At 52.7% G+C, this 26,719-nt stretch carries 29 protein-coding genes; 20 read left to right on the top strand and 9 right to left on the bottom strand.

Features of this window, described 5'->3' with window-relative positions; genetic code table 11:
• Positions 1-114 precede the first annotated feature (114 nt).
• Positions 115-840: a PEP-CTERM/exosortase system-associated acyltransferase gene (locus F1E05_RS14425; RefSeq protein ID WP_150049636.1), complete on the top strand. Its 726-nt coding sequence runs from the start codon at positions 115-117 to the stop codon at positions 838-840.
• A 112-nt stretch (positions 841-952) separates the two neighbouring features.
• On the opposite strand, the gene F1E05_RS14420 is transcribed toward F1E05_RS14425, so the two are convergent.
• Positions 953-1,408, bottom strand: coding sequence for a hypothetical protein (locus tag F1E05_RS14420; RefSeq protein ID WP_150049634.1), 456 nt, complete (start codon positions 1,406-1,408; stop codon positions 953-955).
• Between the two features lie 681 nt (positions 1,409-2,089).
• Here F1E05_RS14420 and F1E05_RS14415 point away from each other — a divergent pair.
• From F1E05_RS14415 to F1E05_RS14405, 3 genes are all read left to right on the top strand, one after another.
• Positions 2,090-2,497 (top strand): glycine zipper family protein, encoded by a 408-nt coding sequence (locus F1E05_RS14415; RefSeq protein ID WP_150049632.1) that lies wholly within the window; start codon positions 2,090-2,092, stop codon positions 2,495-2,497.
• A 275-nt stretch (positions 2,498-2,772) separates the two neighbouring features.
• Positions 2,773-3,483 (top strand): fluoride efflux transporter CrcB, encoded by a 711-nt coding sequence (gene crcB, locus F1E05_RS20785; RefSeq protein WP_150049630.1) that lies wholly within the window; start codon positions 2,773-2,775, stop codon positions 3,481-3,483.
• A complete protein-coding gene (locus tag F1E05_RS14405) occupies positions 3,456-3,770 on the top strand; it encodes a DUF190 domain-containing protein (RefSeq protein ID WP_150049628.1) in 315 nt (104 codons plus the stop codon). Before crcB ends, F1E05_RS14405 begins: the two co-directional genes overlap by 28 nt.
• Before the next feature lie 20 nt (positions 3,771-3,790).
• Here F1E05_RS14405 and F1E05_RS14400 read toward each other — a convergent pair whose 3' ends face one another.
• Positions 3,791-4,129, bottom strand: coding sequence for a histidine triad nucleotide-binding protein (locus F1E05_RS14400; RefSeq protein ID WP_150049626.1), 339 nt, complete (start codon positions 4,127-4,129; stop codon positions 3,791-3,793).
• 157 nt (positions 4,130-4,286) lie between these two features.
• On the opposite strand from F1E05_RS14400, the gene purD reads away from it, so the two are divergent.
• Both purD and F1E05_RS14390 read left to right on the top strand, forming a co-directional pair.
• Entirely contained in the window at positions 4,287-5,570 is a 1,284-nt protein-coding gene (gene purD, locus F1E05_RS14395) for a phosphoribosylamine--glycine ligase (protein WP_150049624.1), read from the top strand.
• 207 nt (positions 5,571-5,777) lie between these two features.
• Positions 5,778-5,999 (top strand): hypothetical protein, encoded by a 222-nt coding sequence (locus F1E05_RS14390; protein WP_150049622.1) that lies wholly within the window; start codon positions 5,778-5,780, stop codon positions 5,997-5,999.
• Between the two features lie 82 nt (positions 6,000-6,081).
• Here the strand turns inward: F1E05_RS14390 and F1E05_RS14385 are convergent, their stop codons facing one another.
• From F1E05_RS14385 to F1E05_RS20295, 3 genes are all read right to left on the bottom strand, one after another.
• Complete coding sequence (locus F1E05_RS14385) at positions 6,082-7,320, bottom strand: hypothetical protein (RefSeq protein ID WP_150049620.1); 1,239 nt, start codon at positions 7,318-7,320, stop codon at positions 6,082-6,084.
• Between the two features lie 122 nt (positions 7,321-7,442).
• A complete protein-coding gene (locus F1E05_RS14380; protein WP_190303151.1) occupies positions 7,443-8,684 on the bottom strand; it encodes a hypothetical protein in 1,242 nt (413 codons plus the stop codon).
• Between the two features lie 165 nt (positions 8,685-8,849).
• The gene (locus F1E05_RS20295; RefSeq protein WP_190303150.1) at positions 8,850-9,005 is read right to left on the bottom strand and encodes a hypothetical protein; all 156 of its coding nucleotides are present in this window, start codon (positions 9,003-9,005) and stop codon (positions 8,850-8,852) included.
• Positions 9,006-9,219: 214 nt separating this feature from the next.
• On the opposite strand from F1E05_RS20295, the gene F1E05_RS20290 reads away from it, so the two are divergent.
• Entirely contained in the window at positions 9,220-9,393 is a 174-nt protein-coding gene (locus F1E05_RS20290; protein WP_190303149.1) for a hypothetical protein, read from the top strand.
• A gap of 21 nt (positions 9,394-9,414) precedes the next feature.
• On the opposite strand, the gene F1E05_RS14375 is transcribed toward F1E05_RS20290, so the two are convergent.
• Together F1E05_RS14375 and F1E05_RS14370 are read right to left on the bottom strand one after the other, a co-directional pair.
• Positions 9,415-10,092, bottom strand: a complete 678-nt coding sequence (locus F1E05_RS14375; RefSeq protein ID WP_150049616.1) for a Crp/Fnr family transcriptional regulator — start codon at positions 10,090-10,092, stop codon at positions 9,415-9,417.
• Positions 10,093-10,112: 20 nt separating this feature from the next.
• Positions 10,113-10,508, bottom strand: coding sequence for a CBS domain-containing protein (locus F1E05_RS14370; protein WP_150049614.1), 396 nt, complete (start codon positions 10,506-10,508; stop codon positions 10,113-10,115).
• 442 nt (positions 10,509-10,950) lie between these two features.
• On the opposite strand from F1E05_RS14370, the gene ppc reads away from it, so the two are divergent.
• Both ppc and F1E05_RS14360 read left to right on the top strand, forming a co-directional pair.
• Positions 10,951-13,752, top strand: coding sequence for a phosphoenolpyruvate carboxylase (gene ppc, locus F1E05_RS14365; RefSeq protein WP_150049612.1), 2,802 nt, complete (start codon positions 10,951-10,953; stop codon positions 13,750-13,752).
• A 361-nt stretch (positions 13,753-14,113) separates the two neighbouring features.
• Positions 14,114-14,692, top strand: a complete 579-nt coding sequence (locus F1E05_RS14360) for a PilZ domain-containing protein (protein WP_150049610.1) — start codon at positions 14,114-14,116, stop codon at positions 14,690-14,692.
• Positions 14,693-14,703: 11 nt separating this feature from the next.
• Here the strand turns inward: F1E05_RS14360 and grxC are convergent, their stop codons facing one another.
• Positions 14,704-14,964, bottom strand: coding sequence for a glutaredoxin 3 (gene grxC / locus F1E05_RS14355; RefSeq protein WP_150049608.1), 261 nt, complete (start codon positions 14,962-14,964; stop codon positions 14,704-14,706).
• 34 nt (positions 14,965-14,998) lie between these two features.
• Complete coding sequence (locus F1E05_RS14350) at positions 14,999-15,664, bottom strand: class II aldolase/adducin family protein (RefSeq protein ID WP_150052004.1); 666 nt, start codon at positions 15,662-15,664, stop codon at positions 14,999-15,001.
• A 30-nt stretch (positions 15,665-15,694) separates the two neighbouring features.
• On the opposite strand from F1E05_RS14350, the gene F1E05_RS14345 reads away from it, so the two are divergent.
• From F1E05_RS14345 to F1E05_RS14295, 11 genes are all read left to right on the top strand, one after another.
• On the top strand, positions 15,695-19,078 hold the full coding sequence (locus F1E05_RS14345; RefSeq protein ID WP_150049606.1) for a mechanosensitive ion channel domain-containing protein: 3,384 nt from the start codon (positions 15,695-15,697) through the stop codon (positions 19,076-19,078).
• Positions 19,079-19,150: 72 nt separating this feature from the next.
• On the top strand, positions 19,151-19,603 hold the full coding sequence (nrdR, locus tag F1E05_RS14340; RefSeq protein ID WP_150049604.1) for a transcriptional regulator NrdR: 453 nt from the start codon (positions 19,151-19,153) through the stop codon (positions 19,601-19,603).
• Positions 19,600-20,691, top strand: coding sequence for a bifunctional diaminohydroxyphosphoribosylaminopyrimidine deaminase/5-amino-6-(5-phosphoribosylamino)uracil reductase RibD (ribD, locus tag F1E05_RS14335; RefSeq protein ID WP_150049602.1), 1,092 nt, complete (start codon positions 19,600-19,602; stop codon positions 20,689-20,691). Before nrdR ends, ribD begins: the two co-directional genes overlap by 4 nt.
• 16 nt (positions 20,692-20,707) lie before the next feature.
• On the top strand, positions 20,708-21,364 hold the full coding sequence (locus tag F1E05_RS14330; protein WP_150049600.1) for a riboflavin synthase: 657 nt from the start codon (positions 20,708-20,710) through the stop codon (positions 21,362-21,364).
• Positions 21,365-22,471: a bifunctional 3,4-dihydroxy-2-butanone-4-phosphate synthase/GTP cyclohydrolase II gene (ribBA, locus tag F1E05_RS14325; protein ID WP_150049598.1), complete on the top strand. Its 1,107-nt coding sequence runs from the start codon at positions 21,365-21,367 to the stop codon at positions 22,469-22,471.
• Positions 22,472-22,689: 218 nt separating this feature from the next.
• A complete protein-coding gene (ribH, locus tag F1E05_RS14320) occupies positions 22,690-23,166 on the top strand; it encodes a 6,7-dimethyl-8-ribityllumazine synthase (protein ID WP_150049596.1) in 477 nt (158 codons plus the stop codon).
• Positions 23,166-23,603, top strand: a complete 438-nt coding sequence (nusB, locus tag F1E05_RS14315; RefSeq protein ID WP_150049594.1) for a transcription antitermination factor NusB — start codon at positions 23,166-23,168, stop codon at positions 23,601-23,603. The genes ribH and nusB overlap by 1 nt, the downstream gene beginning before the upstream one ends.
• 2 nt (positions 23,604-23,605) lie before the next feature.
• Positions 23,606-24,541, top strand: a complete 936-nt coding sequence (gene thiL / locus F1E05_RS14310) for a thiamine-phosphate kinase (RefSeq protein WP_150049592.1) — start codon at positions 23,606-23,608, stop codon at positions 24,539-24,541.
• Entirely contained in the window at positions 24,525-25,022 is a 498-nt protein-coding gene (locus F1E05_RS14305) for a phosphatidylglycerophosphatase A family protein (RefSeq protein WP_150049590.1), read from the top strand. The genes thiL and F1E05_RS14305 overlap by 17 nt, the downstream gene beginning before the upstream one ends.
• A 142-nt stretch (positions 25,023-25,164) precedes the next feature.
• Positions 25,165-25,932, top strand: coding sequence for a GlcG/HbpS family heme-binding protein (locus F1E05_RS14300; protein WP_150049589.1), 768 nt, complete (start codon positions 25,165-25,167; stop codon positions 25,930-25,932).
• Between the two features lie 69 nt (positions 25,933-26,001).
• Positions 26,002-26,673: a HEAT repeat domain-containing protein gene (locus F1E05_RS14295; RefSeq protein ID WP_150049588.1), complete on the top strand. Its 672-nt coding sequence runs from the start codon at positions 26,002-26,004 to the stop codon at positions 26,671-26,673.
• Positions 26,674-26,719: the final 46 nt, after the last annotated feature.

Genomic DNA, 26,719 nt, shown 5'->3' with positions numbered 1-26,719 from the left:
CCGCGTACACGGGGGAGTGTGGCAGGAGGCCGTGTGGTAATCGAGAAAACCAACGTATTTTCCTTGCCATTATAAGGAAATTGGCCCTTATATTTTCTACGGAGACTTTGAGCGATGTTAGGACCGCAACGCTTTGACGATCACTTTGAGGTGATCTTGGCGGATACGCCTGAAAGCCAAACCGCCCATTATCGTTTGCGCTACCGGGTGTACTGCGACGAAATGGGTTACGAAGACAAGACCCGGTTTGCCGATTACAGGGAACGCGACGAATGGGATGATTACTCGACGCATTTTTTAGTCCGGGATCGCGAGAGCAAAACCTATTGGGGGGCGTTGAGATTGATCAATCCGGATCGGCAGCGCCTTCCTTTCCTGGACAAAACTCGGCCGTATCATAAGCTTCAAAGTAGTCAGTTTAAAAATAGCGCGGAAATTTCGAGGCTTTGTGTCGTAAAGGAAGCCAGGCGCTTAATGCCAGGGTACTTAGTTGATCATTCCTCCGGCAGCAACATCAGAGATTTAAGTTTGTACCGTAGCTTGACCCGCAGACTGATGTGGGGCTTATACCGAGGCGCGTTGGATTACTCCAAGGATAACGGCATTAAAGATTGGTATATCTTTGTGGCCCCGTCCTTAGCGCATGTCATCAAAAAAGAGGGTTTCGAGATGCGGCAAATCGGCGCTCCGTGCGAATTTCACGGCTTGAGGACACCGTATGCATTATCGGTCGACGAGATATTGACGAATCCGTTTTGGCGGGACGATTTTCGACTCGGCTATACGCTTCATTCGCGTAGCGACTGTCTGCCTCAACGCGTAAAGGGCGTTGCAAGTTAATGCCTAAGTCTTATTGTTCCAGGGGGTAAGCCGGGACAATTGTGAAGGTGTCTGCCAATAGGGTTGAGAGCCGTCGCGGTGAAGCGGCCGCGGCGGCTTTTTACAACGGGAATCAAACGAAATACAGTTTACGGAGTTCCAGCATGGATGGGGCGCTCAGTTCCGTGCCGTCGCTGGCGCGAGTGACGTAGTAAACGGTGTTGCGTAAGGTGATTTCTTCTCCCGCGCTCGCATAACCGACTACGTTATGCGCAACATCTAAGTTTCTACGTTGCAAGCCGCCGAATTGGCTGTTGAATTCGGCAATCAAGCCCATATGCGGCGGATTCATGACTGACCCCCACCAAGGCGATTTGCCGTTGTCGTGGCTCCACGTTTCGCCAATCGATTCCGGCGGTAGGCAGCGGTTCACCAAGCGGTCGCCGATCACAGCATATTGTTGCCGGCTGATTTTTTCCGGTTCGGAGCCGACGCTGTCCCTGCATTCGAGCACGTCGCTGGCAAGAAAACTATCGGTTGCCGGAATGACTCGGTTCCATTTGCCGTCTAAATTTTTATGTTCAAACATAGTGCCTCTCTAGTTGTGTGTCAGTAAAAGGGGGCGGCTATGCCGAATTTCCATTCTCCGATGTTGCGGAGTTGTCGAGTCCGGTAGGCGTAAACCGTTACAGGAACTAAGCGACAATGTGCGGAAATGGGCTGGCCGAAGTGTGACAAGCACAGTCCAAGCAATAATGCGACCAATTTAAGCGGCAAAATTGGAGATAGGTCCGTGGTTATAGGGTTTGATATAACAATTTGTTTTGATTGGTGTTTCTATGGATTTGCGCGTGCAATCCGGTGCTTTTGTCGTTTATTTGACAAGTTCTCCCGGGGTTGCGGACCGACAAATTGGCGTTTTTCCAACAAGTGAAATTGGGTTTACCGAGTCGGCTTCGTCTGCTTGTCGGCAGGTTTTAGCCGGTATCGGTAGAATGTGCCGAACCCGACAAAGTAAAACAAGAAACGGATTGACTTCGACAGGGTGTGCTCGCTCTTGTACGGATTCACGGTAATGAGTAGAGTTTTCCGCTTCAATACCGCTCGCCGCTATTCTCGATACGAGGTAGTTGACCAAGGTAGCAGCCGTTACTCAATTCTACTGAGTAGCTAATTTAACCTTCAGGTTCGTTACGTAGTCTGCCCGCAACTAAAAGACGCAGACTTCGGTCCAATTTTTAGAGTTTTTATTAAATCAAGTGAGGACATTATGTGTAGAACGATTTCGCGTAACACTTTAGCTGCAGCAGTGATGACGGCTTTGCTGCTTTCCGGTTGTGCGTCCGTGGGCGGTTGGACGCCGACTGTCGACCCTTACGGCGATCCGAACGCTTACCGTATCAATCAAGACTTGCAGGAATGCGAGCAGCTTGCGTCTCAAGCTGCCGGCGGGGCGGCAAAAGAAACGGCGGTGGGTGCCGGCGTCGGTGGTCTGATAGGCGCAGCGGGTGGTGCAGCCTTGGGTGCGGTGGTTGGTGATCCCGGGAAAGGGGCAGCCATAGGAGCCGCGGCCGGGGGCATAGGTGGCGGTGCCAAACAAGGCTTGGAAGCGGATGCTAATTACAAAAGGGCTTTTAGCAGCTGTATGAGACAGCGTGGCCACAAAGTCGTGAATTGAGCATAGCGCCTATTCGATTTCATCTTTACAGTGCATGGATGCACTCTCTATTTCTATCGTCTATTCGCACTTTTGTTGAAGCGCGAATAGTTCGTCGAATGCGTCTAATCCCATTACCCAACTGCAAAGACATTTTTTCGGTTGGCGCATACACAGCGGCTCAGATGATAATTGCGTCTACGCCGTTACAATGAAAAGAACATCTTCGAAATTTTTTGTTAATTGCTGTTAAACTCGAAACAAAAACGACTAGAACAGTTCCTATCACTTCACGTATGCAACAGTTATTTGCGATAGCCGTCGGCGGCTCGTTGGGGGCCGTGGCGCGCTTTTTGGTAGCTAACGGCGTTTATGCCGCGTTAGGTCGCAGTTTCCCCCACGGTACCTTGTTTGTGAATGTGGTCGGCTCACTGCTGATCGGGGTGTTGACCGAACTCATGGTACATCGCTTCGCACTCGCCATCGAATACCGGGCCGCGGTTTTGGTGGGATTTCTCGGCGCTTTTACGACGTTTTCCACCTTTGCGTTGGAAACTCTCTATCTCTTCGAAGAGGGTAGTTATTTAAAGGCCTTGTTGAATATTTTTCTCAGCGTCGTATTGTGTTTGAGCGCTTGTTGGGTAGGTTTGATTTGGGGCAGGATTTTATTTTCCGAGGGCTTGTCTCCCTGGGTCGTGCAATATCAAACTAACTTTGGTTTGATGTTAGGATTCCTGGGGATTTTCTTCTTGTCGTTATGCGTTGAATTGCTGTTTCACTATTTCAATGCGGCTCGGGAGATGCGGGCAATTTTTTTCATTTCGCTACTTAGCGGGCTGACGATGGCCTCTACGCTGTGGTTCGGTCTGCGAGCCGGCGAGGTTCGCATGGAATTTCAAGGTTTGTTGAGTTTGTTTGTGGTGAACACCTTGCTGGGGGTGGCCACCATTTGGTCGGGGTATTGGGTAGGGAATTGGGTATGGCAATTGGGCAGGCTGTCACAGTAGCGAGGATTTATTTGCGCGAAGGCGAGCATTTGTTGTCGCCGCTGTTGGAGCATCTGCAGGCGGAAACTGTTCGCGGGGTAAGCGTAGTGCGCGGAATTGCCGGTATCGGCAGTGACGGCGTGTTGCATACCGCATCCTTGTTAACCTTGTCGCTGGATTTGCCGTTAATCGTGGAATTCTACGATTCTCCCGGCCGAGTCGAGGAAATATTGCTGCATTTGGAGTCCAAGCTCGGCTTAACTCACGTCGTCACTTGGCCGGCTAACGTCCGCTTGCGCGGAGATTAGCCGTGGCAGGCCGGCCTTGGTTAACCGGGCGGCCAGGACATGCGGCGGCCGGCGAGCAAATGCAGGTGCAAATGGTGGACGGTTTGGCCGCCGTCGTCGTTACAATTGATGACCGTCCGATAACCGTTTTCGGCGACACCCAATTGATTGGCGATTTTCGCCGCGGTAACTAGCAATTCTCCCGCTAAATTAGCGTCCTCCATGCCGTTCAAGTTGGCGATGTGCCGTTTAGGTATCAGCAGAACATGGGTCGGGGCTTGCGGATTGATGTCTCGAAAAGCCAATAGGGAGTCGTTTTCGTACACGATGTCCGGTTTGATGTCGCCGGAAGCCATTTTGCAAAACAAACAATCTGTCATTTTCAGCTCCTGAAATTAAGCTAAGTCACGGTTTATTTTCGTTGCTAGCGCACCTGCCGCTTACGGGTAGATGTATAGAATTTCCCGACAGCACGAGCAAATGTCGGTAAAATTCGTCCCGATTTTAACCTAGTCAACTATCCAAGGTTTTACCTGCATGAGAAAAATCCTGATCGTCGGCAGCGGCGGCCGAGAGCACGCATTGGCTTGGAAAGCCAAACAATCTGCAACCGTAAGTCAAGTGTTCGTCGCCCCCGGAAACGCCGGAACCGAGATGGAACCCGGCATTGAGAACGTCGCCATAGCGGCCGACGATATTGCCGGCCTGCTTGGATTCGCCCAAGCCCGAGACATTGCGCTGACCATTGTAGGGCCTGAAGTTCCGCTGGTTAAAGGGATAGTGGATGCGTTCAAGGCGGCCGGCTTGGCATGCTTCGGCCCTACGGCAAACGCCGCGCAGTTGGAAGGTTCCAAGGCCTTCTGTAAAGATTTCATGGCGCGGCATGCTATCCCGACCGCCGAATACCGGACCTTTACCGATCCTGAACCGGCGATCGAGTATATCCGCAGCCAAGGCGCACCCATTGTCGTTAAGGCCGACGGTTTGGCGGCGGGTAAGGGGGTTATTGTGGCGCAAACCGAGCAACAAGCGATAGATGCGGTTACCGACATGCTGTCCGGCAATAGCTTCGGCGAGGCCGGGCATCGCGTAGTCATAGAAGAATTTCTGGATGGCGAAGAAGCCAGTTTTATTGTGATTGCCGATGGCGTTCATGCCTTGCCGATGGCGACCTCGCAAGATCACAAAGCGCGGGATAACGGAGACCGTGGGCCGAATACCGGCGGCATGGGTGCGTATTCGCCTGCTCCTATCGTATCGGCGCATATTCATCAACGGGTGATGGACGAGGTAATTCTGCCGACGCTGCAAGGCATGCGCGAGGATGGTAACGAATATACCGGTTTTTTGTACGCCGGCCTGATGATAGGCAAGGACGGCGCGATTAAGGTGCTGGAATATAACTGCCGTTTCGGTGATCCGGAAACCCAGCCCATCATGCTGCGCTTAAAATCCGATTTGGTAGGGCTCTGTTTGGCGGCGTTGGATAAAACCTTAGATAGCATGATTACCGAATGGGATGAGCGGGCGGCATTGGGTGTGGTGATGGCGGCGGGCGGTTATCCCGATAGTTATGCCAAGGGTGCGATCATTACCGGTTTACCCGATCAAGCTACCGACGATTGCAAAGTGTTTCACGCCGGGACCGAGCGCAAAAACGGCGACATCGTAACGGCAGGCGGCAGGGTTTTGTGCGCTTGCGCACTAGGCACAACCATTGAGCAAGCGCAAATCAAGGCCTACCAATTGTGTAACGGCATTCGTTGGCAGGACGTATATTATCGAACCGATATCGGCTTTAAAGCGATAGGCCAGGCTTAAGGCGGTTACCGAAAAACCAATATGTTCAACGACGCCGGATTGTTGTGCAGCGAAGCGTAGCGGCGTCATGCAAGCTTTTTTAGCGTAGAGATAGGCAAAAAGGCCAGTCGGTCCGGCCTATTTTTTGCCGGAAACCGTTTAAGGAGGGTACTCCCTATGTTTCGACAAATTCGGCTGATTTCTTTTAGGAAAGTGTCGGTTGTTGGAATGTTTGCCACTTTCGCGCTGCTGGTTTCGCTGACTGCCAGGGCTGATGCGGAGGATTCCGCGCCGGGCTACGCCGCCGACGGCCGGACTTCGGCTTCGATATTGGCGGCAAAACGGAGCCATCAGGTAGCGGACCGAGACGCACTCGGTTTGTCGGTATTTTCCGGTTTAATCGTGATAGGTTTGGTGGCGTTTTGGCTGCCGAAACTTTTCGACAAATAATCGTCTGCTTGGAAAATGCGCTAAAGGCACGCTAGTTCAAGGTAAACGGCATGGTGTCGACGCCGTTTACCTGTCCGGGGGATTATCGGGGTTGCACCAAATTGAGTTCTACCGGTAAATGCGATTTTGGAATTTGATACCAGTTGAGCTTGGCAAAATAGCCGTATGCGCAAATCGGTAATGCGGTTCGGCTATAGTTGATTAAAATCTTTTGGTCGCCGACTTGTTCTATCGATTCGATACGCGCTTCTATGGCGCAGCCGCCGCCGGAAATATGAATGCCGGCTACCATGTTGGTGGCAAAATCTATTTCCGGAAGCGGCCTTTCAGCGCCGAAATAGCCTTGCCAAACGGTCTGCCAGCTCATGGCGTCTTTTACCAATACCTTGTCGTGGAACGATTCCGGAGAACTGCAAAAAGCGGAGGCTTCGGTTTCCGGCAGCAGGAACGGGCAATCGAAATTTTCGTCAATCAATTCTAGATACCACGGGCTTAGGCCGTTAACCGGATTCATAGGCAGGGCGGCGCGGGCCGCGGGGAGCTTGTTAAATTCGACCGGTAAATCGGAACGCTCGACGACAATCAAATGGCCCGGCGCATAGTGGGAGTCTTTGCATAGTGAGGCTTGTGCCGGAGCATTTTCCCGGTAGCTGACTACGATTTTTCTTTCGGCAATCAAGTCGACATTTTCGATGTCGACAGCGTAACAACTCTTAGTCCCTAAAAACACGCCGATGACCATTTGACTGGAAAAGTCCACCTCCGGGGCCGGGAAAGGCAGGGAGTACAACGGGTCAACGCTGTCGTCGAAGTGCGTGCTCCAAAATTCCTGCCATTGCAGGGCATCATTTATCGTTACCGATTGGGCGCTACTAATCCCGGAATAGCGTTGCCTATCCAAGGTTCGAAAAATCAGCGGTTGCCGGTTAGCGCTGGAAATTGGTTGCTCTGAGACCGCAGTTGTGCTGTTGCATTGCTCAACCCGGGTAGCCGTAAGCTCGCTTGCGTCTTTCCCATTACCTGTAAAAGCCAGTTTTTTCTCCAGTGCAAGCGTTTTTTTGACCGGCGCATTAGCGTTGAAGCTCGCGCAAGCGGAAAAAGTGTCGGAGTTGTCGGTTCGGACCGCGAAGTGCTGTAGAGTTTGTTGCTTGACGCCTTCCCCTAATAAGCGGATGGTCTTGGCCGCGGCTTTTTTCCCGTTTGTCGAATTTAGGTTTTTAATGTCGATGTTCAGCGCATTCGGAGGTGAGTTGCTAGTAATGCCGGCTATTGCAAAGTTGTACTGGCTGGCAACGAGTAGAAAAAACAGAATTCGTAGCATGGCGTAGTCCAGGTATGTGATTGATATTCGAATTTAATCTACAATCGGCGATGCACTAGTTTCAATCGAAGTACGCGAGGGAACAAGAATGGCTGATCAATTCCCGTTATGCTTTGCATTGTCTACTGTGTCCTTCCGACGTATTTGGTTAGTAATTTATTCAATTTAACCGGCAGATTTGATTTGGGGGCGGAGACCCAGTGATTGATCTGGTAATAATCGGCTGTGCAGACATAAGCCGTGTTATGCGGAGGCGGCGGTAACGTAGTCTCCGGACGGTAATTCACCGCTAGCCCTCCGTTTGGGTGGTATTCGATGGACTCGATTTTACTCGCTACATCACAACCACCACCATCACTGATCAGGCCGATTACCATGTCGGTGTCGAAATTGACTTGGGGTAACGGCGGAGGGGATTTAATAAAGGACTGGGTTTGCGAGTCCCAGGTCGGTTCGGAACAGTCCTGCCAGTGTTGCTGCCAAGACTGCCGGTCTTTTACGATCGCTATATCGTACTTTGCCGCCCTATTTGGACAGGCACCGTTTTCAGTGTAGTGCAATGTCGCGAAATCCAGTGCATATCCGTCGCCGTCATCCCTCTGGCCGGTTTCATCAATGGATGCATTTTTTACAGGTAGTGCGACGAACTCAACCGGAAGCCGGGTATCGGCTATTGTCGCAATTACGCTGGGTTGAGTCAGTGCTTGCAGACAAATTCCGTCTATCCAGTGGGTTTCTTGATAGCTGACCCGGATCTTTGCTTGATTGACTATTTGAACGGATGTTATATCCAGCGAATAGCAGCTGTCCGGCCTATCTCCCAAAAATATCCCGATGACGCGCTGGGTGTTAAAGTCTACAGTCGGCAATGATTCGTCGGTATTTACGTCATGCCACACTTGTTCCCAATCCGCTTGTTTATCGACTAGGCTGTTTAAAAATTGGTGGTAACCGTCGAAGGAAGTTTTTTTGTACAGAGTGACGTACTTTATCTCCGGCCCAGACGTGTTGCTAACGTCGGTAGAGGCGGATGGGGAGCAGTTATCGGTATAATCGACGTTTAGCGTGAGTTGACGCAGTTTTTTAACCAGAGCGGCAGTGCGTTTTGGTGAAACTGTGTCATTTAACGATACGCAAGCGGCAAAGCCGGATTCCGTGTTGTTATGCGCGATATATCTATCCAAAAGCCGCTGCTTGACGCCTTGTCCTAACAACCGCTTGGCCTTGCTGGCGATTTTTGCGGTTGCAGGCGAGTTGTCGGAATCCAGGCTGATATTCAGAGCGGATAGGGCGTCCGCCTGGGCGATGCGTAGGGTCAGGGACAGGCTTAAAATGAGTAGTTTCAATCCGGTGTGGTTCTGCATGTTGATAAATCCCTCAATCAATTGGGTTATTCCCGCTGTTTCCCCCGACTGTAGCGTATTGGAATAGGGCACCGGCCGAGTGTCCGCTTACCCGGTCCGGTGCTATGTATGTTTATTCAATTGTGATTCCTGAACTTAGGGCCTTTAGTCTGAGCGTGCTTCGGATTATTGATGTTGACTGATTTTAGCTTCTTGCGCTGTTTCACCGTTTTGCTGGTGTAAATAAGATCCGCCGGTAATCACAATCATGGCGAGCAGATAGACTGCGGCTGCGATGTTTTTGGCTGTTTTTATGTTTTCGTCTTGTTGATGTTCCTTCATTTTCGTCCCCTCTAAACGATAGAGCCCTACATTTTACCCTTATGCGCATGCCTAGCCAATGCGTTTTGCAAAATATTTATGTTCGAAATTTCGCGCGATTGCGGTGACTAAGTTACTGAGCGTTGTAAGGCCAAGCCTTATATTTTCGGCAGCTCTCAGCCGTTGCAAGCGGGAGTGGCTTGGATCAATCAACAATTATTAAAGGTAGGTTTATATGTTAGATTTTATATTCGCAATCGCGTCTGGGGTATTACAAATGAACTTAAAAGATCCCCACGATATTCCATTTGCCTTACCCTTGGTGTTTGCCGCAGTGATGGGCTTCGTGATCGGCTTTGTGTTATTGCATTTTATCGGTAACGAGGCTAAAGCTGAGCGCGATCGTTAAATTTTCTGTCAATCCGTTCGATTATTCCGCCGTATCTTGGACGGCAATGCGTTTTAGGGCTGCGGTATCGATGATCCGTAAATTGCCGCGGCCTAAACTCAACCAGTCATAACTTTCGAAGCGTTTCAGATGCCGGGAGACAACTTCGCGGGCAGAACCCGCCTCTGCGGCCAATTCGTTATGGGTCTTGCGAATGATGTCGCACCCTTCGGCCAGTAGCGCTTTTGCGAGTTTACGATCTACGCTGTCGAAGCTCAAAGCTTCCATGCGTCTTATCACATCGCTCAACCGTTTGGAAAAATTGCGGAAAACGAATTCGCGAAAGTATTCGGATTGGCTTAGGCAGCGGTGGAAGACATAGGCCGGAATTGCAAAAGCGCTGATATCGGTTTCGGTAAAACCTTCGGCGGGGTAATGGTTATCGCCTAAAAGACAGGAGGTTGTCAAAACGCAAGAGTCGCCCGGTAAAACGTGGTACAGCAATACTTCACGTCCGTCGGTAGAAATAATTTGCGCTTTCACGCTGCCGACCAGCATCAGCAAATAGTGATCGCAGGCCTTGCCCGGGTAAAAAATTTGTTTACCTGCAGGAATTGTTATCAGTAGTGCAGCCTCCATCAATTGCCTTAAGGCGTGATCGTCCTGATTGATGAAGGCTGGAAAATGCTGTTTCCACAGTGTTAAGTGTTGTATCGGCACCACGGCTGGAGAAAACGGGTTTAATGAACCGCAGTCAAGGCTCGCATGACGTCGACCCGGCTGATAATGCCTACCATGTCGCCGTTTTGAAACACCGGAAAGCTTCTTATCGCCGAGTTCAAAAACTTGGCCGCTACGTCGACCAAACTCTCTTCCGACTGAACCACGACCGGATTGTCCGTCATGAATTCGCCGACTTTCCCGGCCATGCTCTGGTTGTAAGCGCACTCGACAACAATTTTCATGCCGTCTTTTTCCGAGAATATGCCGACCAATTTGCCTTGATTGTTGACCACCGGCATGCTGGTAATTTTGTGATCCAACATTTTTTTGAATGCATGGGTGACCTCGGTTTCCGGAGTAACAGTAACAACGTGTTCGCTCATGTAATCTGCGACAGCTATTTTTGCTAGCATAGCTCTACCTCCTGCTTGTTATTATTGAACGGCGAGATGCTGGGCTGTTTCCTGATGCCGCACTTCGCACCCTATGGATTATTATAAAAAACACAGCGGCTATCCAGTTTTTGTTCGCCATTTAACGCAATTTTTTCGATTTCGGTGCCGCTTCAACTTCGTGGCGGTGGTCTCTTGCCGCAAAACGCGACGCGAGTTTGTGCAAAATTATTTATATTCAATGCTTTGTAAGCAATGAAGACCTATCCTGGTCTAGTTCGCTTGCTTGAAAGCATCGCCTGAATTGACTACCCGCAGTCCGGCGGATTTCAGTTGCAGTCGGGCGGCAGGGGGCTTGCTTTTATCCTTAGTTGCTCAATTCCCCTACTAATTTACGCGTTTACTATTTAAAAATTCCATCGTAATTTACCCTCATCTTTTCTCTCACTCTCGGAAATACTGCATGACAACCCAAACCGAATACGACGACAAAGAAGTACGCGCCGCGATCAGTTTGCTCAGGCAAATGCTGGATAAGGTGTTGAAACAACAGGCTAGTCCCAAGGTGGTGGCTACCGTCGAGCAATTGCAACGTCAATTCGCGGAATTGCAAAAAGACCCCGGTGCGGTTAAACGCCAACAATTGTTGGATACTTTGCAGGAATTGCCGGCAGACAGTCTGAGCGACGTGATTCGGGCCTTCAGCATGCTGTTTAGCCTGCTGAATATCGCGGAAGAGACCACGCAGCTGCAAACCCGGCGCAGCCAAATCGAACGGCATAATCATTACTGGCGCGGCTCGTTCCACGATACTTTGCTAAGTTTCAAGAACGCGGGAATCACTGCCGGACAGTTACAACCTCTGTTGGACGAGATGCTGTATTTGCCGGTGATGACCGCGCATCCGACCGAAGCCAAGCGCCGCACGGTGCGCGGCGCCTTGCGCAATGTGTTCATCAGTCAGGAGAAGATCCAACACGGCGACGTGAAGGGTTATTTCCTGGAGGAAGCCCTGGACAAATTGCAAAGTCAAATTCAATTGCTGTGGAAAACCGACGAAGTGCGGGTGCGCAGCATGGGTGTCATAGACGAGATCGAATCCGGCTTGTTTTATTTCCCGTTGTCCCTGTTCGAAGCCACCGCCCAGGTTTACCGGAATTTTCGCCGGGCGCTGGTCGACGTTTACGGAGCGGAAGCCGCGGACCAAGTACGGGTACCGGGTTTCTTGAATTACGGCTCCTGGATAGGTGGCGATCGTGACGGCAACCCCAATGTAAAGCCGCAAACCACGGCCTTAGCCTTGCGTTTGCAGGCGCGCACCATCACCCAGGAATACGTGCGCCGTTTGGATCAATTGCGCGAACAGCTGGCCTATTCGCACGGGATGTGCGAGCCGACCGAAGCATTTTTGCTTAGTCTGGACGCAGACCGGGATTTGCTCGGCGAGCACGCGGTAGCGTTGGAACGCACCACGCAGCAAGAACCTTACCGAAACAAACTGTGCTTCATGAAGTTCCGCATGCAGCGCCGGGCGGAATTGATCGAGCAGCGTATCTCCGGCGATAGTTCGCAAACCGATGCTATCGCCTATAACAATTTGCAAAGCTTTCTGACCGACTTGCACCTGATTCGCGACTCCTTGATCAGTCACGGTGAGCAAATCGTCGCCGACCGCGAATTGCAGGATTTGATCCGTCTGGTAGACGTGTTCGGCTTTCACTTGATGCAGTTGGACGTGCGTCAGGAGTCCGGCCGGCACAGCCAAGCGGTGGCGGAAGTTTTGGGTGCGGCTTTAGGCGTCGATTATCTCGGTTTGGACGAAGAAGGGCGCCTGCAGGTCTTGGCCGAAGCCATCGCGATTCCAGGCGGTCTGGGTTATGACGCCAGTCAATTGTCACCGGCAACCCTGGAAACCTTGGAAGTCTTCCAAATCATGGCGCAAATGCGCCGCGAAGTCGGCCATCAATGCTTTAGCCGTTACGTGATTTCGATGACCCATTCGGCCAGTCACATCATGGAAGTGTTGCTGCTGGCGGCGCAAAACGGGTTGGCCGGCCGGATCGGCGGACAGTGGTATTGCCATATCGGCGTCAGCCCGCTGTTCGAAACCATAGACGATTTAAACCATATCGACAGCGTGCTGCGCGGCCTGTTGGCGCAGCCGGTTTACCGTGCCTTGCTGGTAGCTTCGCACTTGCGCCAGGAAGTCATGTTGGGCTACTCGGACTCTTGTAAGGACGGCGGAATTCTGGCTTCGGCTTGGGGCTTGTACCGCGCGCAACAACAAGTGATGGCAATAGCCGACGACCTTGGCGTGCCATGCCGCTTGTTCCACGGCCGCGGCGGTACCATAGGCCGGGGCGGCGGTCCGACCCACGAAGCGATATTGGCCCAACCGCCGGCCAGCGTGCGCGGCCAGATCAAATTCACCGAGCAAGGCGAAGTATTGTTTTACCGCTACAACAACATGGAGACCGCGGTTTACGAATTGACCATGGGCATCACCGGCTTGATGAAAGCCAGTCTCAGCCTGATCCAACCGGTCGAGCAGGACCGCCCAGACAACATCGCGGTGATGAACGAATTAGCCCGGCTGGGCGAACACAGCTATCGGCAATTGACCGAACATACCCCGGGCTTTTTGGATTATTTCTACGAAGCTACCCCGGTGCAGGAAATCGGCCAGTTGAACATAGGCTCGCGGCCGTCGCACCGCAAAAAGCAAGACCGTTCCAAATACTCGGTGCGGGCTATCGCCTGGGTGTTCGCCTGGGCGCAATCGCGGCAGACCTTTCCTGCCTGGTACGGCATAGGCTCCAGCTTGGAGGCCTATTGCGCAGGTAATGAGGAACGCTTGACCGCGCTACGGCAGCTGTATAAAACCTGGCCCTTCTTCCGCAATCTGCTCAGCAATGCGCAAATGGCTTTGAGCAAATCCGATATGACGATAGCCGCCGAATACAGCGCCTTATGTAATGATTCGCAGGTTGGCACCAAAATTCACGGCTTGATTGCCGCCGAATACGGGCGCTGCGTCGACAGCATTTTGCAAATCGCCGAATGCGACCGCTTGTTGGCGGAAAATCCGGAACTGGCAGCCTCGTTGCGCCGCCGCAACGATTACCTGGGCCCGTTAAACTACATGCAAGCAAGCTTATTGAAAGCCTTGAACGAGGACGAGGAGGAAGGTAACCAAAGTCGCTGGATGAAGCCATTGTTACGCACCATCAACGCCATCGCGGCCGGGATGCGCAACACGGGTTAATCCGCCCAATGCTCATGAAGACAGCTCCTACTTCGGTAATGGAAAGGATTGCTTGTGGGAGTGCAGCTTTTGAACTGCGGCGGCGTATTCCAATTTATGTCGGAGTGGCGCTAGCATTAAGCGAATGAAGGCCTCGTTCCTACGAGAATAGCGGAGTTTCAATAGGCTATCGCAGCCTAGGTGGCAGGCAAGCGCGTGTTGAACTAGCCAAACCCGCGCTTGTCGCCCGCACACCGGATCATCCAGCCGCAAATCGCCTGCCGCCGCTGTTGACGACAGCTTGTACCGAGTTGCCGAGTCAGACCGACGGAAAATAGACTATCTTTGCCAGTACAAAATCGATGTAAAAGAGATCCGCACTATGTTCCAGGAAAGAAAAGAATACAGAAAAAATTTTAATGCCGTGGGCGAATTGAATATCGGCGGCGAAACCTTGCGGTTTAATTGTTACGACGTTTCGGTCAAAGGCGCGATGATTGAATTACAACGCGGCAAACTTTTGGAGAATCTGGAGGATTTTGAAGCATTGCTGTTGGAAGACGATAGGGCGGAAATATTTGTCGAAGAGTTGATGTTGGCCGGCGAGGTTAAAGTAGTGTGGGTGCGCGAAGACCGCGGCAGAATTTTGATGGGTTTGGAATTTGAGAGTGTCGTTCACAACGCCGAAAAATTGTGGATCAAGCGCCGGGGGTATCGCAAAACCGAGCCGTTTACAGCGGAGCTTTACATTGGTAAAGACCGGCTGCACGTCGAAGGCATCAATCGCTCGGCCAGAGGTTTATGCGTCAAATTGACCGTGCAGCACCCGGGGATTAAACCGAATGCGCCGGTCAAATTGCAGATTAACGAGTTCGGTATGTCGGCTTTAGGCAAGGTGATTTGGGTCAATAATCAAGGTGACTTTACCTTGGTCGGTTTGCAAATCGTCGAAATTCCTTGATTTACGCCGGATTAGCCAAGGTTCAGCAAGGGGTCCAATTCTTTACGCGTATCCATGGCCTGCAAGTCGTCGAAGCCGCCGACGTGGAATTCGCCGATAAAGATTTGCGGTACGGTTCTGCGCCGGGTTTTTTCCATCAGTTCCTCGCGCAATCCCGGTTTGGAATCGACGTCGATTTCGGTATAGCTTACGCCCTTGCGTTCGAAAAGACGTTTAGCCATGGTGCAATAAGGGCACAGGCGACCCGTGTAAATAACAATCTCTGACCTCATGCTAAATTATCCTTTGCTAATAAAGAGTGCGATTCTACTCAGAGGAAGCGGGAATCTCAATAGCTAACGCGCGGGCCAATTGAATTAACAAGGCCGTAGCCGCTTCCGCTAGGCTGTCGCCGTAGCTTACCACACCGTCCAAGTGGCCGAGCATGCAAAATACCGTAGTGTTTTGATCTCTCATCCTGTCGATTAAAGCGGCAACCGCATCCGCCATCTGCACGCTACCGTACGGGATGTTTTCATCTGTGGCGGCTAGACCTAAAGCCCGGCAATGCCGCCATATTTCCGGGCAATGCCCATGGATGACTGCTTGGGCAGCAGAATTAAGATAAATGCTAGCATGGGTTAATGCTTCCGAAGACGGCTTGCAGGGGCCGCGCGCGAGGATTGAATTTTTCCGTGGTTCCGCTGCCTCAACAATGGCAAAATGCTTGGGATATAGATACGGCAAGTGTCCGGTTTGCGTACCGGTAACGATAAACGCCTGCCGTTCGGCTTGCAGGCGCAAACTGATGTTGCCGTATCCGAGGCCTTGGTACTTGTCCGGGCTTTGTCCGATCAAACCCAGCTTAAACAATAGACTACGCCAGCCGTTTAAACCGGCTACGTCGAAATCGTAGGGTATGTTGGCATGGCGATGGGTGAGCTGGTACTTGATAACGCCTTCCGGCTCGTCAACGGGCTGCACTAAATTCATATCACTATTGTTCACGGTGTCTAACGCTTCATGAAATATTCGCTTTTTGTCATAAGTTTACTGGTTTGTTGGTTGGGATTGGCCGCAAATGCGCAGTTGGCTTATGCCGGCACGCAAAAGTCGCTGAACGTTTTAGTGTTGCCGGAAATAGAGCAGCGGATCCAATCGGTTAAAGATAAGCAAAATTTAGCCGAGGACGTGAAAAATCGGGTGATAAGCGCTTATCAGGAAAGCGCGGACAATCTTAGGGAAATCAAAAATCAAGAACAGCAGGCCGAGGCGTATAAACGGGCGATTAAGGAACTGCCCCTGCAAACCAAGCGCCTGCAAGCCGAAATTGCCGAAGCGGAGCGCAATCTGACCAACGGTAAAAGCGAAAGGTTTAGCGATTTGCCGAGCGACGAATTGGAGCAGCACCTGATTATTTTGAAGTCGCGTTTGAGCGATTTAGACGCGGAAATTGCGCAAAACGACACCGCGATCAGCGATCTTACCAACGGGCCGCAACGCACCCGAGAAAAAATCGCCGACATTAAAGCCAAACAATTAGGCATACAGCAAGAATTGCAGACCTTGGCCGGCGGCCAGGGCGCGAGCCTGATCGAAATGGAAGCCAGGCAGGTTCAGTTGGACACTCGAGCCAATTTGTTAAACAACACGCAAAAGGCCTTGGAATTGGAAAACATCATCAATCCGATGCGTTTGCAACTGCAAAAAGATCAGCGGCATCTGTTGGGCATTAAACGCGAACAACTGGCGCTATCTATCGATGCTTTGGACAACAGTTTGTTGGAGCGTCGGCAAGCGGAAATCAGTAAGGAACAAGCGGTTCTGGCGCAGGCGGAAAAAGACGCCGAGGGCAAGCACCCTTTGATCAAGGCAGCCACCAAAATCAATATTGCGTACAACCAAAATCTCAGGGAAGTTAACGACGACATCGAAAAATACTTGGCAAAAAAGAGCGATCTGGAAAGCCGTTACAACGAAGTTCAGCAGGATTACAAGAGCGCGGAACAGAAAATCAGCTTGGCCGGTTTGAGTCCGGCGTTGGGCAATTTGTTGAGAGAGCAACGCCGCAGTCTGCCGGAACGCAAGCGCTACAGTGCGTTGAACGACATGATTCAGCAGGAGATTTCCCGCTCCAGTTTGGAAATGTTCAAATTGGAAGACGAAAAGAAGGCCTTGGTCGATGTGAACCAAACCTTGGCGGATGCCTTGGCGGCCAATGTGCCGCCGGATACCTCGCCCGGCGAGGTGCTACGCATTCGAGCCGAATTGCGTATGTTGCTGAACGATAGAAAGGATTTGATCGGGCGTTTGGCCATTGCGTATGCCGCTTATGCCCGGGTGTTGGGCGACGTGGATTTCACCTTGCAACAACTATTGAATGCCGCCGATAGTTTCGGCAGCTACCTGGATCAACGCTTGTTATGGGTGCCCAGCGCGCCGGTGATCGGCAAAGATTATCTAAACAACATGTTTCATGCGCTGATAGGTTTGTTGAGTCCCAGCGCATGGTTGTCGGTCGGCAATATTTTTTTGCAAGGACTCGGCAGCAACCCGTTGGTTTGCTTGCCCGCGTTAGCCGTTGTCGGTTTGAATTTGCGGTTTCGCAAGTCGGTAAAAGCCCGCTTAGCCGGCTTGCTGAACAAAACCGGCGCCAGCCGTTATTTGATGGGGTTCGGGCATACCTTGGACGGCATAGCCTGCTTGCTGCTATTGTCGCTGTCCGCGCCGCTGTTGATGTTGTGGGCAGGCTGGACCTTGAATCTAGCCAAGGGCGGCGACGATTTAAGCCGCGCATTGGCCTCAGGCTTGACTGCCGCAGCGCTGTCTCTGGGCATGGTGCAGTTTTTTTATCGGCTGTTCAAGCCGGATAGCGTGGCCGAACTGCTGTTTCACTGGAAAGCCCGAACCACTAATTTGCTATACCGACAGTTTAAATGGGCGCGCTTCGTGATCATACCGTGCATCTTTCTGATCGGCATGTCGGGCAACAACGCCTATTCGGAATACAGCCACGCGTTAGGCCGCAGCGCACAAATCGTGTTGATGCTGACCCTGTCGTTCGTGTTGCATTGCTTAACCCATCCCGTCACCGGTGTGGCGAAAAACTATTTCGAAACCTCTGACAACTGGATCAGCCGGTTGCGCTATGTCTGGTATGCGGCGATCGTGTTGTTGCCATGGGTGGTGATAGGCTTCAGCGCGGCCGGCTATTACCAAAGTGCCTTGGAGTTGCAGCAAAAGCTGATAAGCACGCTGCGTTTGGTATTCGTCGTGGCATTGATACACGCCTTGGTGACCCGTTGGCTGACGGTCACTAAACGCGAATTGGCCTTACAAAGCGCCCGGCAAAAGCGCAAACAGGCCGAACAACAAGCCGGTCAGGCTGTCGGTGACGAAGGCGCAGCCTTCGTGGCGGACGAAGCGACCCCTGACTTATCCAAAATACAACAGCAAAGCAACAAGTTGCTGTCGACGTTAATTGTGGTGATGCTGGCGGTCGGATGCTGGATGATTTGGAGCTCCATTCTGCCGGCCCTGTCGGTGTTCGACCAAGTGGTGCTTTGGGAACATCTGGAAGTTCTGGATGGTAAAGAGGTCGTGCAAGCCGTGACGCTGATAAATCTGTTGGCGGCCTTGTTGTATATGGGTTTGACGGTGATTTTGGTCGGCAACTTTCCGGCCTTGGTCGATTTGTTGCTGGTCGGCCGCTTCGATATGACGGCCGGCAGCCGCTATGCGCTGATTCAATTGGGACGTTATTTGTGGGTGAGCATTGCGTTCTTGGCGGTCGCCAACGAACTTGGCGGCAGTTGGACGCAAGTACAATGGCTGGTAGCGGCCTTGGGCGTCGGTTTGGGGTTCGGTTTGCAGGAAATCTTCGCTAATTTGGTGTCCGGCATCATTTTATTGTTCGAACGACCGATTCGGGTCGGCGACGTAGTGACGGTCGGAGAGGTTACCGGCCGCGTCAGCCGTATTCAAATGCGCGCGACCCACATCATCGATTGGGATTTAAAAGAACTGGTAGTGCCCAACAAAAACATCATTACCGACCGTTTGGTCAATTGGACTTTAAGCGACACCATGACCCGCTTGGAAATCAACATCGGTGTAGCCTATGGAACCGACATAGAACAGGTCGAAACGCTCTTGCGTCAAGTGGTGGGCTCTGTAGAAAAAGTGTTGAAAGAACCGGAGCCTGTGATTGTGTTTGCCGGCTTCGGCGAAAGTTCGGTTGACTTCAGAATCTTCGCCTATGTGCGGGAATTGAGCGATCGATTGCCGACCACCAATGCGTTGTATAAGGGTATATACAAGGCTCTGCAGCAGCATAGCATCGAAATTCCGTTCCCGCAGCGCGACATCCACGTTCGCTCGGTCGCACCGGGTATATTGGGGCAATAAAGCCGGTGCTCCGGCTTCGTGAATAAAACGATGTGTAATACAATGGTAAGCTTTGACGGCGGAACTTGATCGATGCGTTGCCCTTTTTGTTCAGCTCAGGATACGCGGGTTGTCGATACCCGCTTGGCCGACGACGGCGATCAAGTCAAACGCCGCCGCGAGTGCGTCGTCTGTAAGGAACGCTTCACCACCTTCGAAGTGGTCGAACTGGCCTTGCCGCGCATCATCAAACGCAATGGCGCTCGGGTGGCTTTCGACGAAGCCAAGTTACGCGCCGGCATGCAGAAAGCGTTGGAAAAACGCCCGGTAAAGGTCGATGCGATAGAATCGGCGATCAGCAGAATCAAAAAAGCCTTAATGAGCCGCGGAGAGCGGGAGATTCCGGCTATGGAGCTCGGCGAATTGGTGATGAAAGAATTGGCCGATTTGGATCATGTGGCTTTTGTGCGTTTCGCCTCGGTATACCGTAGTTTTCAGGACGTCAGCGAATTTACCGACATGATTGCCAGCCTGCAAAAATCATGAGTGCGGCGGCGGACGCGATTTTTATGGCGCGGGCTATTCGGTTGGCTGCAAACGCTTGGTATACCACCGATCCGAATCCGCGGGTCGGCTGCGTTTTGGTCAAAGACGGAGAGGTTGTGGCGGAAGGTTGGCACGTCAGAGCCGGACAGGCGCATGCCGAAGTCGATGCCTTGGCGAAGCTGGCGCATCCGGATCAGGCGGTCGGCGCTACGGCCTACGTCAGCTTGGAGCCCTGCAGCCATCAAGGCCGCACCGGACCTTGCTGCGACGCCTTGATTGCGGCCGGCGTGAGCCGGGTAGTCGCCGCGATGCAAGATCCCAATCCGCTGGTGGCCGGCCGCGGCTTGGCTAAATTGCAAGCGGCGGGCGTGCAGGTCGAATGCGGTTTATTGCAAGCCGAAGCCGAGCGCTTGAATCGGGGGTTTATCAAACGCATGGTCAAGGGTTTGCCTTATATACGCAGCAAGTTGGCGATGAGTCTGGACGGCCGCACCGCGTTGGCGAACGGCCAAAGCCAATGGATAAGCTCGGCCGAGTCGCGATCTGACGTGCAACGCTTCCGTGCCGAAAGCAGCGCTATTCTGACCGGCATAGACACGGTATTGGCGGACGATCCGTCTTTGAATGCCAGGGTCGATTTCGATTGCATACAACCGGTACGCGTCGTGTTGGATTCCAAATTGCGGATGCCGTTGACCGCCAGAATGCTGAATCTGCCGGGAGAGACCTGGGTAATAACCTGCACCGACGATGCGCCCAAGCGCCAAGCGTTAGAAGCCGTGGGCTGTACGGTACAGCAGGTCGCGGCACAGGCGGGACGGGTCGATCTGCAGCAAGCCTTCGCGTGGTTGGCCGGGCGGCAAATCAATACCGTCTGGGTGGAAGCGGGAGCCATATTAAATGGCGCTTTGCTGGCGACCGATTTGGTGGACGAGTGGTTAGTCTACGTCGCACCGTGCGCATTGGGCGACCAAGCCAGAGGGGTGTTTGCTTTTCCGGCCTTGCAAAACCTTTCCGATCGCCAGTCTTTTAACTTCGCTCAAGTCAGGCAAGTCGGGCCGGATTTACGCCTGACCCTGACTCGATGACTCATTTGGGGTAAGCATGTTTACCGGCATTATTTTGGCTATAGGCAGTATCGCTGCCGTGCAGCAACGCGGCGGCGATTGCCGCTTGAAAATTAACACCGGCAAATTGCCGCTGGACGGCTGCGCGCTGGGCGACAGCATTGCGGTTAACGGCGTGTGTCTGACGGCCGTGGAATTGGGCGCCGATTATTTTTGCGCGGACGTTTCCAACGAAACCTTGTCGCGCACCACACTCGAATCGGCAACGGTCGGCGCGCCGGTCAATCTGGAATTAGCTCTGACGCCGTCCAGTCGCCTCGGTGGTCACATCGTCAGCGGCCATGTCGACGGTATCGGGCAAGTCACGCAAAAACGGCCCGACGGCCGCTCGATACGTTTTACCTTTAAAGCGCCCGACAGTCTGGCCAAATACATCGCCGAAAAAGGCTCGATTTGCATCAACGGCATCAGCTTGACGGTCAACGACGTGGACGGCGCGTTATTTTCGGTCAATATCGTGCCGCATACCTTGCAGGAAACCACGCTGGGTTCGACCGAAACCGGCGCCCGGGTGAATCTGGAAGTGGATTTGTTGGCCCGTTATCTGGAGCGTTTAATGCAGGGCGAGGCGGCCGCGCAATGCCGCGGCAATATTACCGAAGCCTTATTACATGACAGCGGTTTTATTAATTAGATGAATAGCATAGAAGAAATCATAGAGGATTTGCGCCAAGGCAAAATGGTCGTGATCATGGACGACGAAGACCGGGAGAACGAAGGCGATTTATTGATGGCGGCGGCTTTCGCTCGCCCGGAAGACATTAACTTTATGGCGAAATACGGCCGCGGTCTGATTTGTTTGACCCTGACCCGCGAGCGGTGCCAGCAATTGCGCTTGCCGCTGATGGTTAACGACAACCAAACCCCTTACTCCACTAATTTCACGGTGTCGATAGAAGCCGCGGAAGGGGTAACCACCGGCATTTCCGCGGCGGATCGGGCTTTGACTATCCAAAAAGCGGTGGCTAAAAACGCTCAGCCCGGCGATTTAGTGCAACCTGGCCATGTATTCCCGTTGATGGCGCAAGCAGGCGGGGTATTGCACCGGGCCGGACACACCGAAGCCGGTTGCGATTTGGCCCGTTTGGCCGGCGTGGAGCCGGCGGCGGTAATCGTCGAGATCTTGAACGACGACGGTTCTATGGCGCGCCGCCCGGATTTGGAAGCTTTCGCCGAAATCCATGGCTTGAAGATAGGCACCATCGCCGATTTAATCCATTACCGCATCAAGCACGAAAACACCTTGGAACGGATCAGCGAGTGCGCGTATCCGACCGAATTCGGCGATTTTCGCTTGTACGCTTATCAAGACCGCAACGACGACAACGTGCATCTGGCTTTGGTCATGGGCGATGTGGCGGGCGAGCAGCCGGTGCTGGTTAGAGTGCATGCCCGCAATCTGGTCGACGATTTACTGTTCTCCAAGCGCAGCGACTGCAGTTTGCCGGTGCGCGAAGCGATGAAAAAAATCGCCGAAGAGGGCAGGGGCGTGTTGGTGATCATTCGACAAAAAGAAGACAATAAGTCGTTGGTGGAGCTGATTCACGCCTACGAAATGCAAGATCACGGCGTCAAACAGCAGCGCGACTTAACCGCGGACGGTGATTGGCGTACCACGGGTACCGGTTCCCGCATCTTGTCGGATTTAGGCGTGCATCGTTTGAAAGTGATGGGCGCACAGAAAAAATACATAGGTTTGTCGGGCTTCGACCTGGAAGTGGTCCAGCATATCGACACTTAACCGCTGGCGTTTGACTTACGCGGCAGCCGCGTTGGCCTTGCCGCAAGCTCCACTTGACCCGGCTCCACCGGCGAATTTGCGCCGATTGCGTACTAACCGGGCTAAATCATTTGCAATTATTCAGCGCCAAGCACAAATCTCCTCTCCATCAGGAGTGGGAGTAAACGGATAACCGCTGAATAGTTACAATCATTTTAATCGTTGTTATAGGTAACAAAATGACTGCAGTCACTACATTGGAAGGCCATTTAACCGCGCAAGGCGGGAAATTTTGTTTGGTGTCTTCTCGATTTAACAGTTTTATCGTTTCGCAATTGGAAGCCGGGGCAATCGACGCCTTGGTTCGCCACGGCGCCGATGCTAACGATATTACCTTGGTCAAAGCCCCCGGCGCTTTCGAACTGCCGGTGGTCGTGCAACGCGTGGCGGCCAGTCAAAAGTTCGACGCGATTATCGCCCTGGGTGCGGTGATTCGCGGTGGTACCCCGCACTTCGAATACGTGGCCGGCGAATGCGTCAAAGGCATCGCTCAAGTCGGTTTGCAGTATGCCATTCCGGTAGCTTTCGGCGTTTTGACCGTCGATACCATAGAACAGGCCATCGAGCGGGCCGGTACCAAAGCCGGCAATAAAGGCGCGGAAGCCGCTTTGTCGGCAATCGAAATGGTCAGTTTGTTCAAAACCATGGGCGTTTAATGAGTCAGGCGAAAACCAATGCCCGTAAATGTGCGGTGCAGGCACTGTATCAATGGCAAATGAGCGGAGCTAGCCTTACGGGCATAGAAAACTATTTTCAGGAAGAACAACGCCTTAAGGGGGCGCAAAAATCGTATTTCAACGAATTGATACACGGCGTGCCGGCGCAACTGGACATTATCGACGCCGCATTGCTGGAATTCGTCGACCGGCCGGTGGATAAAATCGATCCGGTGGAACGGGCGGTATTACGTTTGGGGGTTTACGAAATCATCAACCGTTTGGAAACGCCATACAAAGTCATTATTAACGAAGGCGTAAACTTGGCCAAAGAATTCGGCGCCGAAGGCAGCCATAAATATGTGAACGGCATTTTGGACAAGGTCGCGCAAAAACACCGCTCCGTCGAAATCGGCATGAAGAAGGCGGATTCTTAGCCATGGCGTTGGCCGAATTCGACCTGATTCAGCGTTATTTCGCTAAATATGCCCCGCAACAAGCGCAAAACCGCTTGGGCATAGGCGACGACTGCGCGTTGTTGAGTTTGCCGGTTGGCCACCAGTTGGCGGTCACCACCGATACCATGGTCGAAAACGTACATTTTTTCGCCGACGTCGATCCCACCGCGTTGGGCCATAAATTATTGGCGGTCAACTTGAGCGATTTGGCGGCGATGGGCGCCCACCCGTTTGCCGTGACCTTGTCGCTGACCTTGCCGCATACCGACGAAGCGTGGTTGCAAGCGTTTGCCGACGGCTTCATCGGTTTGGCCAAGCAACAAGGGGTGGATTTGATCGGCGGCGATACGACGGCAGGTCCGCTGACGCTCAGCGTAACCGCGATGGGATCGTTGCCGCAAGGCGGGGCTTTATTGCGCTCTGCTGCAAAAGTCGGGGACTTGATTTATGTCAGCGGACAAGTCGGTAATGCCGGCTTGGGTTTAAAAATCAAACAAGGTTGGGCGTGTTCCGAACCCGACCTGCCGTTAAAGGCAATGGATAAGCCGCATCCGCGAATCGCCGAAGGACTGGCTTTGCGCGGTGTGGCGCACGCCTGTATCGACATTTCCGACGGACTGGCCGCCGATCTCGGACATATTTTGGACAGAAGCGAGGTCGGCGCGTGTTTGGAATGGGAACGCGTGCCCTTGTCGGCTCCGGTGCAGGAGTACATCCGCTTGACCGGCGACTGGCGCATGCCGCTGATTGCCGGCGACGATTACGAATTATGTTTTACCGTGCCGGCGAAGCGGGGCGATCTGGTGCCCGCCGGTTGCTACTGCATAGGCGTCATTCAAGCCGAGCCCGGCTTGCGCATTCGACGGGCGGGACGGGAAGAAACTATTGCAGCCAAAGGCTATGAGCATTTTTTTTAGAGCGTCCTACGGCAACGCCGGTTTAAGCGCCAAGCAAATCCTTAACGACCCTGTGCTGTTTCTGGCATTCGGTTTCGGTTCCGGTTTGGCCAAGAGCATGCCCGGAACTTTCGGCAGTTTAGCGGCGATACCGCTCTATCTGGGACTGAGCCAAACGCCGGATTGGCTGTACTGGCTGGTTACCGCGGCTGTTGTTCTGATCGGAATTCCAATATGCGATCAGGCCGCACGCAAACTGCAAGTCCACGACTACGGCGGTATCGTTTGGGACGAAATTGCCGGCCTGTTGCTGACTTTATCCGTGGTACCCTTCTCGTGGCAAAGTTTGGCGGCTGGTTTTATGTTGTTCCGCTTGTTCGACATTATCAAACCGTGGCCTATCGGTTGGTTGGACAGGCGGGTAAGCGGCGGTTTGGGGATCATGCTAGACGACGTGGCAGCCGGAATATTCGCGGCACTGGTATTGCGAATTTTGTTTTGACGCCGCGATTTGCCTGCCTTTGCGATAGCTAAATTCGCTACTAGCGACCGAGTTTATGAGGTAGACAAGTATTGGGCTTGATGTGAAAATGAGCCGCCTTGTGAAAGGTACACATACACAATAATTAAACGGGGGAGTGAGTATGATAAAAAATAAAGTGATATTGCCCTTGGCTTGCATTGCCACCGTATTTTCAAGCACTGTGACGGCCGATTGTAAAGCCATTGCCGCAGCCGGTAATTTGCAAGAGACCGCCAAAACGGTAGTCGATGCCCAAGATAGCGGCGGATTTAAATTGCAGATGTGGGTAACCAGCGTCGACGAAACCGGCAAGGTTTGCGAGGTGGTTAATTCCAGCGGTACCGAAAAAGATGAAAACGGTCGCAGCAATGTGTCTTGGCTGGGCAGCCGAGTGATCTCCGCCCAAAAAGCCAATACCGCCAATGCATTCAGCCTGGACGGATTTTCGATTTCTACCGCCAATCTGTACGGGTTGACCCAGCCGGGCGGTAGCTTATACGGCTTGCAACACAGCAACCCGGTCGATGCCGGCCGCGCCTATGCCGGATCTCCGAGCACTTACGGGACTAAAAAAGATCCGTTGATCAAGAAACGTATCGGCGGAGTCAACGTATTCGGTGGCGGATTGGCGCTGTATCAAAACGGCAAGAAAATCGGCGCTATCGGCGTATCGGGCGATACCTCGTGTACCGACCACGCGGTTGCTTGGAAAATCAGAAAAGCCCTGGAATTGGATGCCGTCCCCGCCGGTTTTAAAACCGGCGCAGCGGAAGGGGCGAAAGGCGACGAAATGACCTTGGTTACTACGGTAACCCCAAACACCACGGATCACCCGAGCTGCGTCAGCAGTCCGGCCGGCCTGGATAACGGGGTGATTCCGGTTCTTTAAGCTTTACTAGCAGGGGCGGTTTACCTTGCCCCTGCGTTTTTTGTTTCACTGGTATTTTAAGCTTCACTCATGGAACGTAAACAACTCTATATCGGATTGACATTGGTTTTGGCTGCCGCGGTTATTGTGGTTCCCTCCGCTTTTTGGGCGTCGCAGCATTGGTCTGAGATACAGCGCTTTTTCGGCTTGCAGGAGGCACAAACGCAAGAAGCGGCGGAAGCCAATCCGGCATTAGACCCGGCGGCTATGCAAGAACGCTTGGAAGCCGCGCAAAACTACCAAGCAAGCGAAGAAGACGCGGTTGAAGAGGCGCAAGCGGATATGGAGCAAATCGAAGAAGCCGGCAAATTGCTGGCGGATGCGAGCGTCGAACAACGGGTGGCGGCAATCGAGCAATTGTCGGCCTATCCTTCTCCCAAGTCCGAACAACTGATGCGCGCTGCCCTGCAGCAGGATAAAGCCGAGGCGGTGCGGGCGGCGGCGGCCGATTACTTGTCGTATATCGAAGTGCCGACCCGGGAAACCGTGGAGGCCTTATCGCAGGCCTTATTGGACGGCAACGAAGAAGTCAGGGACAACGCATTGAATACGCTGCAATATTACGCCGGTGCGGTCGAAGACGACGATCCGGTGGTGAAAATGGTCTTCGAACAGCTGAAAATCCAGCAAAAGAACAAAAAAGTGGTCGCGGATATCCGCGAAGCCATACAAGAATTTTTGGCCGACGAAACGGCTCAATAAATCGGCCGGCTGCCGATATTCCAGTCGGGAGTCAATGCTGGGCATG

It is taken from the genome of Methylomonas rhizoryzae, assembly GCF_008632455.1.
Taxonomy (GTDB): Bacteria; Pseudomonadota; Gammaproteobacteria; order Methylococcales; family Methylomonadaceae; genus Methylomonas; species Methylomonas rhizoryzae.
The sequence above is the reverse complement of the archived record's forward strand: the minus strand, read 5'-3'. Positions and strand labels throughout refer to the sequence as shown.

Excerpts from the sequence above, each read along its gene's own strand:
- F1E05_RS14420 (WP_150049634.1), bottom strand. The coding sequence starts at position 1,408 with ATGTTTGAACATAAAAATTTAGACGGCAAATGGAACCGAGTCATTCCG.
- ribBA (WP_150049598.1), top strand. The coding sequence starts at position 21,365 with ATGAATAGCATAGAAGAAATCATAGAGGATTTGCGCCAAGGCAAAATG.
- thiL (WP_150049592.1), top strand. The coding sequence starts at position 23,606 with ATGGCGTTGGCCGAATTCGACCTGATTCAGCGTTATTTCGCTAAATAT.
- F1E05_RS14390 (WP_150049622.1), top strand. The coding sequence starts at position 5,778 with ATGTTTGCCACTTTCGCGCTGCTGGTTTCGCTGACTGCCAGGGCTGAT.
- F1E05_RS14305 (WP_150049590.1), top strand. The coding sequence starts at position 24,525 with ATGAGCATTTTTTTTAGAGCGTCCTACGGCAACGCCGGTTTAAGCGCC.
- ribD (WP_150049602.1), top strand. The coding sequence starts at position 19,600 with ATGAGTGCGGCGGCGGACGCGATTTTTATGGCGCGGGCTATTCGGTTG.
- F1E05_RS14405 (WP_150049628.1), top strand. The coding sequence starts at position 3,456 with ATGGCAATTGGGCAGGCTGTCACAGTAGCGAGGATTTATTTGCGCGAA.
- grxC (WP_150049608.1), bottom strand. The coding sequence starts at position 14,964 with ATGAGGTCAGAGATTGTTATTTACACGGGTCGCCTGTGCCCTTATTGC.
- F1E05_RS14380 (WP_190303151.1), bottom strand. The coding sequence starts at position 8,684 with ATGCAGAACCACACCGGATTGAAACTACTCATTTTAAGCCTGTCCCTG.
- F1E05_RS20290 (WP_190303149.1), top strand. The coding sequence starts at position 9,220 with ATGTTAGATTTTATATTCGCAATCGCGTCTGGGGTATTACAAATGAAC.
- F1E05_RS14330 (WP_150049600.1), top strand. The coding sequence starts at position 20,708 with ATGTTTACCGGCATTATTTTGGCTATAGGCAGTATCGCTGCCGTGCAG.
- ppc (WP_150049612.1), top strand. The coding sequence starts at position 10,951 with ATGACAACCCAAACCGAATACGACGACAAAGAAGTACGCGCCGCGATC.
- crcB (WP_150049630.1), top strand. The coding sequence starts at position 2,773 with ATGCAACAGTTATTTGCGATAGCCGTCGGCGGCTCGTTGGGGGCCGTG.
- F1E05_RS14400 (WP_150049626.1), bottom strand. The coding sequence starts at position 4,129 with ATGACAGATTGTTTGTTTTGCAAAATGGCTTCCGGCGACATCAAACCG.
- F1E05_RS14370 (WP_150049614.1), bottom strand. The coding sequence starts at position 10,508 with ATGCTAGCAAAAATAGCTGTCGCAGATTACATGAGCGAACACGTTGTT.
- F1E05_RS20295 (WP_190303150.1), bottom strand. The coding sequence starts at position 9,005 with ATGAAGGAACATCAACAAGACGAAAACATAAAAACAGCCAAAAACATC.
- F1E05_RS14300 (WP_150049589.1), top strand. The coding sequence starts at position 25,165 with ATGATAAAAAATAAAGTGATATTGCCCTTGGCTTGCATTGCCACCGTA.
- F1E05_RS14350 (WP_150052004.1), bottom strand. The coding sequence starts at position 15,664 with ATGAATTTAGTGCAGCCCGTTGACGAGCCGGAAGGCGTTATCAAGTAC.
- F1E05_RS14295 (WP_150049588.1), top strand. The coding sequence starts at position 26,002 with ATGGAACGTAAACAACTCTATATCGGATTGACATTGGTTTTGGCTGCC.
- F1E05_RS14385 (WP_150049620.1), bottom strand. The coding sequence starts at position 7,320 with ATGCTACGAATTCTGTTTTTTCTACTCGTTGCCAGCCAGTACAACTTT.
- ribH (WP_150049596.1), top strand. The coding sequence starts at position 22,690 with ATGACTGCAGTCACTACATTGGAAGGCCATTTAACCGCGCAAGGCGGG.
- nusB (WP_150049594.1), top strand. The coding sequence starts at position 23,166 with ATGAGTCAGGCGAAAACCAATGCCCGTAAATGTGCGGTGCAGGCACTG.
- F1E05_RS14415 (WP_150049632.1), top strand. The coding sequence starts at position 2,090 with ATGTGTAGAACGATTTCGCGTAACACTTTAGCTGCAGCAGTGATGACG.
- purD (WP_150049624.1), top strand. The coding sequence starts at position 4,287 with ATGAGAAAAATCCTGATCGTCGGCAGCGGCGGCCGAGAGCACGCATTG.
- F1E05_RS14425 (WP_150049636.1), top strand. The coding sequence starts at position 115 with ATGTTAGGACCGCAACGCTTTGACGATCACTTTGAGGTGATCTTGGCG.
- F1E05_RS14360 (WP_150049610.1), top strand. The coding sequence starts at position 14,114 with ATGTTCCAGGAAAGAAAAGAATACAGAAAAAATTTTAATGCCGTGGGC.
- F1E05_RS14345 (WP_150049606.1), top strand. The coding sequence starts at position 15,695 with ATGAAATATTCGCTTTTTGTCATAAGTTTACTGGTTTGTTGGTTGGGA.
- nrdR (WP_150049604.1), top strand. The coding sequence starts at position 19,151 with ATGCGTTGCCCTTTTTGTTCAGCTCAGGATACGCGGGTTGTCGATACC.